The 11,748-nt window shown below is 45.7% G+C and carries 9 protein-coding genes and 3 tRNA genes; all 12 read right to left on the reverse strand.

Annotated elements, in window-relative coordinates; all coding sequences use genetic code 11:
- Positions 1 to 1,449 (reverse strand): glutamate--cysteine ligase (gshA, locus tag QTO00_RS06840; RefSeq protein ID WP_331423858.1); only part of this gene is annotated, 1,449 nt, incomplete at its 3' end.
- A gap of 107 nt (positions 1,450 to 1,556) precedes the next feature.
- The gene (locus QTO00_RS06845) at positions 1,557 to 4,415 is read right to left on the reverse strand and encodes a M16 family metallopeptidase (RefSeq protein ID WP_331423860.1); all 2,859 of its coding nucleotides are present in this window, start codon (positions 4,413 to 4,415) and stop codon (positions 1,557 to 1,559) included.
- 9 nt (positions 4,416 to 4,424) lie between these two features.
- Positions 4,425 to 4,886, reverse strand: a complete 462-nt coding sequence (locus QTO00_RS06850) for a YqaA family protein (protein WP_331423862.1) — start codon at positions 4,884 to 4,886, stop codon at positions 4,425 to 4,427.
- A complete protein-coding gene (locus tag QTO00_RS06855) occupies positions 4,880 to 5,830 on the reverse strand; it encodes an NADP-dependent oxidoreductase (RefSeq protein ID WP_331423864.1) in 951 nt (316 codons plus the stop codon). The genes QTO00_RS06850 and QTO00_RS06855 overlap by 7 nt, the downstream gene beginning before the upstream one ends.
- A gap of 123 nt (positions 5,831 to 5,953) precedes the next feature.
- A complete protein-coding gene (locus QTO00_RS06860) occupies positions 5,954 to 7,084 on the reverse strand; it encodes a sodium ion-translocating decarboxylase subunit beta (RefSeq protein WP_331423865.1) in 1,131 nt (376 codons plus the stop codon).
- A gap of 9 nt (positions 7,085 to 7,093) precedes the next feature.
- A complete protein-coding gene (gene oadA, locus QTO00_RS06865) occupies positions 7,094 to 8,878 on the reverse strand; it encodes a sodium-extruding oxaloacetate decarboxylase subunit alpha (protein ID WP_331423866.1) in 1,785 nt (594 codons plus the stop codon).
- Between the two features lie 31 nt (positions 8,879 to 8,909).
- Positions 8,910 to 9,167 carry an oxaloacetate decarboxylase subunit gamma gene (locus QTO00_RS06870; RefSeq protein WP_331423867.1) on the reverse strand — a complete coding sequence of 86 codons (258 nt, stop codon included), beginning with the start codon at positions 9,165 to 9,167 and terminating at the stop codon, positions 8,910 to 8,912.
- 446 nt (positions 9,168 to 9,613) lie between these two features.
- Positions 9,614 to 9,690, reverse strand: a tRNA-Arg gene (locus QTO00_RS06875).
- A gap of 62 nt (positions 9,691 to 9,752) precedes the next feature.
- Positions 9,753 to 9,829 (reverse strand) — tRNA-Arg (locus QTO00_RS06880).
- Between the two features lie 96 nt (positions 9,830 to 9,925).
- Positions 9,926 to 10,018: transfer RNA gene (locus QTO00_RS06885), tRNA-Ser, on the reverse strand.
- Between the two features lie 183 nt (positions 10,019 to 10,201).
- Positions 10,202 to 10,399, reverse strand: a complete 198-nt coding sequence (gene csrA / locus QTO00_RS06890; RefSeq protein ID WP_004415691.1) for a carbon storage regulator CsrA — start codon at positions 10,397 to 10,399, stop codon at positions 10,202 to 10,204.
- A gap of 92 nt (positions 10,400 to 10,491) precedes the next feature.
- Positions 10,492 to 11,679 (reverse strand): aspartate kinase, encoded by a 1,188-nt coding sequence (locus tag QTO00_RS06895; protein WP_331423868.1) that lies wholly within the window; start codon positions 11,677 to 11,679, stop codon positions 10,492 to 10,494.
- Positions 11,680 to 11,748 lie beyond the last annotated feature (69 nt).

Below are 11,748 nucleotides of genomic sequence, written 5' to 3' on the forward strand. Positions count from 1 at the left end.
ATCATAAGTTTTGTATTTATGAGCGAGATGTTTCTCGCGATACTCTTTGCCAATTTCACAACCGACTTTGCCTAAACCACCAAAACGCTTGGTATCTTCAAGCAGTTGACCTGAAATGGTCAGCTCAGGGTTATCAATCCACGCTAGAAGTTTGTAGCACACCTTCTGATATTCGTCACCGCCGTGTGCTTGATCCATCAGCTCTGCAATTTGAACAAGCTCGACAAATACACGCTTTGCCCAATCTTGTAGGGTAAGGATCTCACCTTTGCAACCAATCTGTAGCTCTAGTCCCGGTTTACGACCTTCAACAATTACCTTGTTCCAGTTTTCACTCCAGCATGCTTGCTCACAATGATCCATTGGATCAGAGTCAGTCAAAGTAGCCCAAGTTAAAAACAGGTCTAAGAAGCGAACTTGGTCTTGATTGATGCCGATTGGGCTATAAGGGTTTACATCTAACGAACGAACTTCAATGTACTCAACGCCACCACGGGAAAGAGCCTCCGATGGTTTTTCTCCTGATTGAGCAACACGTTTCGGACGAATCGGTGCATACAGCTCATTCTCGATCTGTAGCACGTTGCTGTTCAACTGACGGTACTCACCATCCACCTTTACGCCAATTTCAGCAAACTCAGCCGAAGGCGTACGAATCGCTTTGTTTAACCCTTCGAGGTACTCATCTAGGCTGTTAAAACCAATTTTCAGTACACTTTGGGCACTATTGGTGTAGCCAAGATCACTTAGCCTCAATGAAGTTGCATGAGGCAGATACAAGGTTCCGCCAATGCTCTCGAATGGCAGTTTAGTCTCGCGTCCTTTTATAAAAGAGCCACATAATGCTGGCGAAGCGCCAAAGAAATAAGGAATCAACCAACCAAAACGGTAGTAGTTGCGAATGAGGCCGAAATACGCCTCTGACTTACTCTCCTGGCGTTGCTCTGCACTTTGCTCACCGAATAGCTGATCCCAAAATGACTCTGGAAAAGAGAAGTTGAAATGCACGCCAGAAATCACCTGCATCAAGCTGCCGTAACGGTGTTTAAGCCCTTCGCGATAAAGGGTTTTCATTTTCCCTGAGTTAGATGAACCGTACTGAGCAAGATTGATGGCATCTTCACTTTCAACAAAGCAAGGCATCGACAGCGGCCACATTTTTTCATCACCCAACTTAGTTTGAGTAAAGTGGTGAATATCTTCTAGCTGCGCAGTTAAGGTTGAAATATCACTAGAAACTGGCGTGATAAACTCGAGTAAGGACTCCGAAAAGTCTGTCGTGATCCACTTATTAGCATAAGCAGAACCGAGTTCTTTAGGGTGAGGCGTTGTTGCAAGGTGGCCATCTTGTTTATATCGCAGCGTTTCTCGCTCGACACCACGTCCAAAACTCTTAAATACTTCTTGGTTTTGTGCAACTCGATCCAGTCGCGCAGCAAATTCAGTCAAAATGAGGTTCGCTTATAGTTATGGTTCGGCAAATAGGCCAAACTGGCTTAACAATTTGTAAAGGGTGACCATAGTCACCCTTTGCTATGCACTATGTTATGTGTGCTTTAATGGATAATTTCAAGCTCTTCTATAGGAATCTGTAAAGTTTCCAGCTGAGGCTTTAACGTTTTCGCATCACCAACGACAATAATTTGATAGTCTTCAGGGGCAAACCATTTGTTCGCTAGCCTATCTAAGGTTTGTTTATTCACCGTTTCTACGATTTCGTTTCTCTGCTTGAGATAGTCTTCATCTAAACTGTAGGCAAGAATACTATTAAGCAGCCCCGTTTTCTGTGAAGGCGTTTCATACTTTAGTGCATCTTGTTGACCGACAGCCAAGCGTAAAAATTTCATCTCTTCATCTGAAATCCCACTATCACTATACTCTTGCAGCTCTTTTTCCATTTCAACAATCGAAGCTAGGGTTGAGTCAGCTCGAACTTGCGCCGAGAAGATGATAGCGCCTACCTCGCGATTTGCAGCTAAATAGCCATTGGCACCATAAGTGTAGCCTTTATCTTCTCGAAGATTCTGGTTCAAACGGCTGTTGAAGTTCCCTGCCAAGTTAAAGTTAGCTAACTGAGTTAAGTAGGTTTCTCCTGTTGCATCAAACGGCAAGCCTTGACGAACCATACGAACCACACTTTGCGGTGCTCCCGGCTTATCGACTAAGTAGATCTTTCGCTGCGGCAGCGGTTTGACAAGTTGTGGTCTTAGTAGTGGTGCAAACTCACCTTTCCAGTTTTCGATAAAGGCGAGCTCTTTCTTCACCTGACGTTTACTGATATCACCCACAACGATAATTTGCGCCCCTTGCGGAGTGTAATGGCGTTTATAGAAGGCTATTACGTCATCGAGGGTTAGACTTGCAACCGAAGCTTCTGTGCCATCATTTGAGCGCTGATAGACTGAGTCAGCAAACAGCACCTGCCTTGTTGCTTGAGATGCCATCCAGCTAGGCTTCTGATGCTGATAGACTAACCCTTCAAGCATCTGCTTTTTCAAGCGGTCAAAATCTTGCTGACGGAATGCGGGCTTGAACAGCACTTCTTCTACGATATTAAGGGTATCGGTTAGGTTCTTTTCTAAGCTCGAGACAGAAAGGCTGGTAGTATAGTTTCCTGCACTAATAGAAACCGTACTGCCTAGCTTATCCAGCCTTGCTTGCAACTCCTCTAGGCTAGACTCTAGCGTCGCCTCTTGCATCATAGCGGCGGTCAGATTAGCCAGCCCCTCTTTTCCTTCAGTCACATACCTCTCACCAGCAGGAAAACTGATATTCACTTGCACTGTTGGCGTTTCCGAGCTCACGGTTCCTAGCAGCTCTGTTCCGTTATCAAAATAGATTCGATAGAGGTCGGGCATTTGGGCTTTTACCCCTTCCGCCACTTCTGGCATCACAGAACGATCAAACGTATCTGTGGCTCGACGGTAAGCCAACTCATCATCGGTAACTTTTTGATATTCAGGTAGTGTGCGTGGTGGAGTCACAAATGTTGCAGGCTGTACTGCAAACTCGGTTTTGCCACGCGGAACCACACTTAACGCAACTTTGTGGTGGCCGTTGACGTAGGTTTTGTATGCAGCCATCACAGACTCAGGCGTCACCGCTCGAATCTGCTCCAACTGAGTTTGGATTCGGTCTGGCGTTGAGAAGAATGTCTCGTTAGAAGCAAGCTGGGTCACTTTGCCACGTACACTTTGCAGAGCAAACACCGCATTAGCCTCTGCCATTCCGGTGATCTGCTCTAGTCGCTCCTCATCAACGCCTTTGGCTTCAAACTCACCTAAGGTTTGCATCAACTCTTGATAGAGGGGCTTAAGTGCACCTTTCTCTCCTGACGGCGCCATTGCATAAACATAAAACGTACATGCGAGCTCAGCACAATCTTGGAATGCTCCTGCATCTACAGCCTTTTGCGTTTTTACTAATTTTTGATACAACAGACTGTTCGCACCACTACCTAGGACATTCGCCAACGCATTGATCGAGGCTTGATCCTCAGCGCCGTTGTACTTAGTTGGCCAGCCGATCATTAGCATCGGCTGTTGAATTCGATCTTCCAAGGTAATGTAACGATCTTCAGTCAGTTTTGCTGGCTGCTTTGGCGCACGTTCAACTTTTGGTCCTGTTGGAATCGAACCGAAGTACTTATTTACCCATTCTAAGGTTTGGTCAACGTCAATATCGCCACCAATCGTTAGTACCGCATTATTCGGCCCGTACCAGCGCAAGAAGAAGGCTTTTAGATCGTTTACATCGACACGGTCAAGATCTTCAACATAACCTATGGTTTGCCACGAGTATGGGTGCCCCTCTGGGTATATAGCTTCGCCCATTCGCTCCCACATTAAGCCATATGGTCGATTGTCATAGTTCTGGGCACGTTCGTTTTTGACCGTGTCGCGCTGAATTTCAAATTTACGCTGAGAAACCGCATCAAGTAAGAAGCCCATCCGGTCTGACTCTAACCACAACTTCTTCTCTAACTGATTGGAGGGTACCGTTTCGAAGTAGTTGGTACGATCACGGTTAGTGGTGCCATTCAAGGTACCACCCGCTTCGGTAATGATCTTAAAGTGCTGTTGATCACCAACATTTTCACTTCCCTGAAACATCATATGCTCAAAGAAGTGGGCAAAGCCTGATTTGCCGATCTCTTCACGAGCAGAGCCAACATGATAAGTCACATCGACATGCACTAACGGATCAGAATTATCAGGCGATAAAATAACGGTTAAGCCATTATCAAGCTGATATTTAGAATATGGGATTGTTGCTTTGCCAGGCTGGGCTTCGACTTCTTCAATGAGAGTCACGCCCTTCGGCACTGATGATAAAAATGGAACAGAAACGAGGTTGCTAGAGGTACAACCGTAAAGTGCGACAAGAGAAATAGCACTAAGCCAAACTTTTCTCATGACATCCCCTTAAAAAAATCCGTAAAAAATAGCAGCAAGCAGAGAATAACGGAGTGCTTTGCCGATCAATACTAGCCAAAAACACGGCCAAAAACGCATTCGCAGCCAACCTGCTGCCAAACACAATGGGTCGCCTATCACAGGCAACCAACTAAAAAAAAGCGACCAATAGCCATATTTATTGAGCCACAATAAGGCTTTATGACCATGTTTTTCGTTTTGAGTTCGGTTAGGTAACCACAAACCTAGCCAAAAGTTGGTGAGACCACCCAGAGTATTACCCAGGGTAGCCACTAAAATGATGATGAAGGTCGAAAACTGATTAAGGCTTAATGTGGCAATTAAGCCTGCCTCTGAGCCTCCTGGCAATAAAGTGGCACTGAGGAAGCCGCTAAAAAACAGTACCCACAGTGCCGAATCAGAAAACCAAAGAGCAAAAGATTCAAATGCGCTATTAAACGCTGCTAGCATTGCATATCAAGTAATACCTTGCCTCTGGTATGTCCGGATTCAATTTGCGTATGAGCGGCCTTCACTTCGCTCATAGGGTAAATATTATGAATTTCTGTTTTCACTAAGCCAACACTCACCATATACAGCAGCGCATCAAGCTGCTCTGGGTTTGGATCAACCAACATTCCTGTCGCTTCAAAACCGAGCAATTTGGCTTTCTCACAGATAAGCTCAGCGGTAAGAGTCGGTACTGTCACCACTTTTGCCCCATCTTTCAAGCATTTCAGTGCATCAAGTGCAGCATCACCACCAACTAGATCAATCAGAACATCCGCCTCTTCAACACGCTCAGAAACTGGAGCAAATTGATAGTTGACGGCATGAGCACCTAGCGTAGCCAAGTAATCTAGGTTTGCTTCACTACAGGTGGTAAACACCTCCGCTTTGGCTGCTACCGCTACTTGAATGGCAAAATGCCCTACACCACCTGCACCCGCTAAAATAAGCACACGGTCGCCTTCATGCACGCCTGCTTTGTCGAGCGCTTGCACCGCCGTCTGCCCAGCAAGAGGAAGCGCTGCTGCAGCTTCTAGTGTCACTGAATCCGGTACTAAGCTCAGTGCACTTTCAGGCACACAGATATACTGGCTGTAACCGCCGCCAGAAAGAGGGAAACCAACAAAACCAGCGACCTTATCACCCACTGAAAAACGTTCTGCTTGCTCACCAACAGAAATCACCTGACCCGAAATATCATAGCCTGGCACCCAAGGTAAGTTATCTTTGTTTTCAGAAGCGGCCCATCCCAATCCTGCCCGTGTTTTTACATCGATAGGATTCACACCGGCAAAGTGCACTCTAACCAGCACTTCCCCTACTTGGGGCTTAGGAATCGGTGAGACCTGAGTAACGAGAACGTCTGGATCACCAAATTGAGAGATTGCGATTTGCTTGTTTTCCATTTCATCATTTCCCTATCGATACAAAAAAGGGATGCGAAAGCATCCCTTTGAATATATACCATTTATTGGTAGCAAGTTAACCACTTGCTCTCAAATTAACCAATAACTAACCTGAGAGGCGACTTAACCCACAAGTGCAAGCAGAATACCTGCTGCGACTGCTGAACCAAGAACACCTGCTACGTTTGGTCCCATCGCGTGCATCAATAGGAAGTTTTGTGGGTTTGCATCCAAACCAACTTTGTTTACTACTCGAGCCGCCATTGGCACCGCAGATACACCCGCAGCGCCAATAAGAGGGTTGATGTCTTCTTTCGAGAACTTGTTAAGCAACTTCGCCATCAGTACGCCACCGGCAGTACCGATACTGAACGCTACCGCACCCAATGCCAAAATACCTAAGGTTTCAACATTAAGGAACTCGTCCGCTTGTAGCTTAGAGCCTACACCAAGGCCAAGGAAAATCGTCACGATATTGATCAGTTCATTCTGTGCTGTCTTAGACAGACGATCAACCACACCCGCTTCACGCATCAAGTTACCCAAACAGAACATACCCACTAGTGGTGTTGCCGCAGGTAAGAACAGAATGGTCATCAACAGTACTGCAAGCGGGAAAAGAATCTTCTCTCCTTTGCTTACATGACGTAGCTGTGCCATCTGTATCTTACGCTCTTCAGGAGAAGTAAGGGCTTTCATGATTGGTGGCTGAATGATCGGTACCAACGCCATGTAGCTGTATGCAGCAACGGCAATCGCACCAAGCAAGTCAGGTGATAGTTGGCTAGCTAAGAAGATCGCAGTTGGGCCATCTGCACCACCGATGATGGCAATCGATGCAGCGTCCGCCATGCTGAACTCCATACCCGGCACGTAGTTAAGCATGATTGCGCCAAATAGCGTTGCGAAGATACCAAACTGTGCTGCTGCACCTAACCACAAGGTTTTAGGGTTCGCAATCAGCGCACCAAAGTCTGTCATAGCGCCCACACCCATAAAGATAAGCAGTGGAAAAATGCCAGATTCAATACCAACGTAATAAACGTAGTACAGCAAGCCGCCTTCTTCGGTAAAACCTGCATTGGGAATATTGGCCAAGATTGCACCAAAACCAATTGGTAGCAGAAGCAGTGGCTCAAAGCCTTTGCGAATAGCCAAAAACAGCAGAGTACAACCAACTAAAATCATACATAGTTGGCCAAACTCAAAGTGAGCGATCCCTGTTTCTGACCATAAGGTCATTAATCCTTCCATGGTACTCCCTTACGCCAAGCTCAGTAGTGGAGCACCAACCGTTACAGAATCACCTTCTTTAACGTGGAGATCTTGGACAATGCCGCCGCGAGCTGCGCGTACTTCTGTTTCCATCTTCATCGCTTCAAGAATCAGTAGTACATCACCTTCAGCGACTTGGGCACCGCTTTGAACATTCACCTTAAAGATGTTACCCGCCAAAGGAGCAGGAACCGTTTCACTGTTACCAGCCGGTGCTGATGGAGCAGGCGCAGCTGCCGGTTGTGCGTTTGCCGCAGGAGCTACCGACGTTAGCTGACCTTGAGGACCAACTTCTACATCGTAAACCTGACCATCAACCTTAACGCTGTATGTTTCAATACCACCTTGAGCCGGTTGTGCTTGAGGAGCCGCAGGCGCTTCTTCTAGCCATGGAGCAGGCTCAAATGCATCTGGGTTACGACGGTTTTTAAGGAACTTCAAACCAACCTGAGGGAACAGTGCGTAAGTCAGTACGTCATCAACGGTATCTTCCGCTAATGAAATGCCTTCCTCTTTCGCTTTCGTTAGTAGCTCTTCAGTCAATGAATTCAGCTCTGACTCAAGCAGATCAGCAGGGCGACAAGTAATCGCTTCACCACCATCGAGAACTTTCGCTTGTAGATCTGCGTTTACTTCCGCAGGTGCTGCGCCGTATTCACCTTTCAATACGCCTGCAGTCTCTTTGGTGATGCTCTTGTAACGCTCACCAGTAAGAACGTTGATCACCGCTTGTGTACCGACGATCTGAGAGGTTGGTGTTACTAAAGGAATATAACCAAGATCTTTACGTACGCGTGGGATCTCTTCTAATACTTCATCCAACTTGTCCGCCGCGCCTTGCTCTTTTAGCTGGCCTTCCATGTTAGTCAACATGCCACCAGGTACTTGAGCGATAAGGATGCGCGAGTCAACACCTTTTAGCTGGCCTTCAAATTTAGCGTATTTCTTACGAACATCACGGAAGTAAGCAGCGATTGGTTCAATTTGGTCAAGCTTAAGGTTGGTATCACGCTCTGTGCCTTGCAGCATAGCAACAACGGTCTCTGTAGGTGTGTGACCGTAAGTGCAGCTCATTGAAGAGATTGCTGTATCAAGAATATCAACGCCCGCTTCCACAGCTTTCACTGCCGTTGCCGTTGACAGGCCAGTTGTTGCGTGACAATGAAGCGCTAAAGGAATATCTGTAGAAGACTTGATTCGAGTGATTAACTCTTCCGCTTCGTATGGCTTAAGTAAGCCAGACATATCTTTGATACACAACGAGTGACAGCCTAAATCTTCAAGACGCTTAGCTAAATCAACCCAAGTATCGGTATTGTGCACTGGGCTAGTTGTGTAAGAGAGTGTACCTTGGGCATGAGCGCCGACATCAACGGCTGCTTTAACCGCTTTTTCGAAGTTACGCACATCGTTCATCGCATCAAAGATACGGAAAACGTCCATACCATTGGCATGGGCACGCTCAACAAATTTTTCAACCACATCATCAGCGTAATGACGGTAACCTAGAAGATTTTGACCACGCAGAAGCATCTGCATTGGCGTGTTTGGCATCGCTTTTTTCAATGCTCGTAGACGCTCCCAAGGATCTTCTCCCAAGAATCGAATACAAGAATCAAATGTCGCACCGCCCCATGTTTCAAGAGACCAGTAACCGACTTTATCGAGTTCCTCTGCGATAGGTAACATATCCTCTAGACGCATACGAGTCGCAAATAGCGATTGATGGGCGTCACGAAGGACCACGTCCGTTAAAGCTAGTGGTTTAGACATGCTCATTAACTCCTTTTAATCCTATCAAATGCTACTTAGCGGTAGAAGTACGGTACTGATGTACCGCTGCGGAAATTGCCGCAACTACCTTCGGGCTAACAGCAGAAGATGGTGATTGAACTTTGTTATTTTGATTAGGTGTAGCGATCGGTGCTGGTACTTCTTCAGGTACCAGTTTGGACATTAACCGAACGAGATAAACAAGAATAGTGAGGAAAGTAAATACGACCGTCATCCCTGTTAGCATCAGGGTTGCCGCGTCTACTAGCAGGCTTCCAATATTATCCATTTTTGCATCCTTTCTTTGTCATCCTGACAACAGCATTAGGTGCCCAGCCAAAAATAACAATCATTGTTATAGCCAGACACTAATTTCACTAGCTTATCGCTAGCACTCATGTGGTCAGAATATGCAGTAAAATCCTGACAAGAGGTCTAGGATTATCTCGATTGGTTAAAGTTTGTCAATTTTGTTTAAGGCGCTATCGAGGATATTGCACAATTCTAGGGAATTATTCGTCACACAAGTCACATAAAACTGCAATACTTGCTCATATAAGCATAAATAACTGTGTATTTTCTGACGTTACGCGAAATCTGACAATGATACTGCGATAGGCTTAAAAGAAATGGAAAAAGAGAAATAGAAACAATAACTTGTACAAACAATGTTTCAAAAATGTTTATTAAATGTAAACAAAAGCCCTGCTATTTCTAGCAGGGCTTTATTGTAAGTGGCGCGTCCTGGAGGATTCGAACCTCCGACCGCCTGGTTCGTAGCCAGGTACTCTATCCAGCTGAGCTAAGGACGCGCAGTTTCGATATCAACTTTAGTCAATATCAGGATTGCTTAGTAATAAGAAACCCTAAAGAGTGGCGCGTCCTGGAGGATTCGAACCTCCGACCGCCTGGTTCGTAGCCAGGTACTCTATCCAGCTGAGCTAAGGACGCGCAATGTTCTCTGAAATCAGAGTTGTGAAGTATATCACACTACTTCTTTAAAACAACAGGGCTTTAAAACAAAAAAATTGGCCATAAGCCAATTAATGGCGGTGAGGGAGGGATTCGAACCCTCGATACGGCTACAAACCGTATACTCCCTTAGCAGGGGAGCGCCTTCAGCCTCTCGGCCACCTCACCGTCTTGCGGAGGCACATATTACGATTTACCGAAAATATGTCAAATACTTTCTTGGCAAAAATAGCAAAAAGTCGGTCAACCGTTGGCTATTTAATCAAAGCGACGTTAAATCACGCTTTTTCTGATATTTAGCTACCTTTAAGGTACAAAAAAGGCCGACATAATGTCAGCCTTCTAGTGTAATTAGTAGTTGCCTGACGCTACGTTACCATTACCTTTTTCTGCTTGAATGCGCATGTAAATTTCTTCGCGGTGAACCGATACTTCTTTTGGAGCGTTAACACCAATACGTACTTGGTTACCTTTAACACCCAATACAGTTACCGTTACTTCATCGCCGATCATTAAAGTTTCGCCAACACGGCGAGTTAAAATTAGCATTCTGTGCTCCTTGAGTAATCTCTGATTTATCTTGCTACGTGGCTATTATCCAACAAAAGTTATAATTTCGTAAACTCAATTATGGCTAGAATCTAGCCTAAAATGGCATGTTTTTGTCGACAGTCGAGTGCACCCGCAGAAGTTATGTAAGCATCATGCAGTATGTTAGCCGCTTTGTCGACACATTCGGGGAGCAGGACTAACATCAATGATTGCGGGTTCACCGCGTAATGTTCAACCTTGATACCATATTCAGTCAACAACGCGTATGACCTTTCAACCAGTCTTTCGACATGAAGGCCAACCACTGTTAACGAACTTACTAAGTCACTATTACGGATTTTGTCACTGAAAACCAGTTCCAGCTTTGCATAAGCGTCGTGTTTTATCACCACACCTACCCATTCTGCATGTTCGATCACATTCCAAATCGTGACACCAAGCATTTGGCACTGTTTTGTAACCGTTTCTAGGGTGCCCTTTTCAATTCTTAGCAAACACATATCACGTTGAATCGCGACGCCACACACCGCCGTTTGACACTCTTCGCCTTTTACTAGGCTGCCTTCATTGACATCAAAAGTAGAAAGAACGCGCAACGGCACATTATGTTGCCAAGCATACTGAACCGAAGGAAGGTGCAAAACCTTAGCGCCTTTGCGTGCCATCTCTTCCATGGAAGGGAAATCGATCACGTTGAGCTTGCGAGCGTTCGGCACCACTCTTGGATCACAAGTATAAATACCATCGACATCGGTAAAAATTTGGCATTCATCAGCCTTCAACGATCCGGCTAAGGTTACGGCACTGGTATCAGAACCACCTCTTCCGAGCGTCGTTATATCCCCATTATCATTGATACCCTGAAAGCCTGCGACAATAACAATTTTGTCCTGTTGCAATAACTGCTCAATCGACGAGGTATCAATATGTTTAATCGTTGCATCGTTGTGCTGGTTGTCAGTCACAATTCTTGCTTGAGCCCCAGTTAATGAGCTCGCAGAATGACCCATCTTATTCAGAGTCATCGCCAGAAGTGCCATCGACACTTGCTCACCAGCTGAGAGCAAAACGTCAAGTTCTCGCGCAGTAGGCACACTGTCTACCTGCTTAGCCAAGTCCATCAATCTGTTTGTCTCACCAGACATTGCCGACACGACTACGACAACTTGATTACCATCATTTTTCGCCTTTATGATGTGTTCAGCAACCTTATGGATTCTTTCTATTGAACCCACAGAAGTTCCGCCATACTTTTGCACGATAAGGGGCTTTTTCACCAGTCTTCACCTTCCCAAGACTAAAGTCTCATTCGAACCACACTCAATATGTTGAATATTGCTTGTAGT

Origin of the sequence: Vibrio sp. M260118 (assembly GCF_036533755.1) — a bacterium.
Lineage (GTDB): Bacteria > Pseudomonadota > Gammaproteobacteria > Enterobacterales > Vibrionaceae > Vibrio.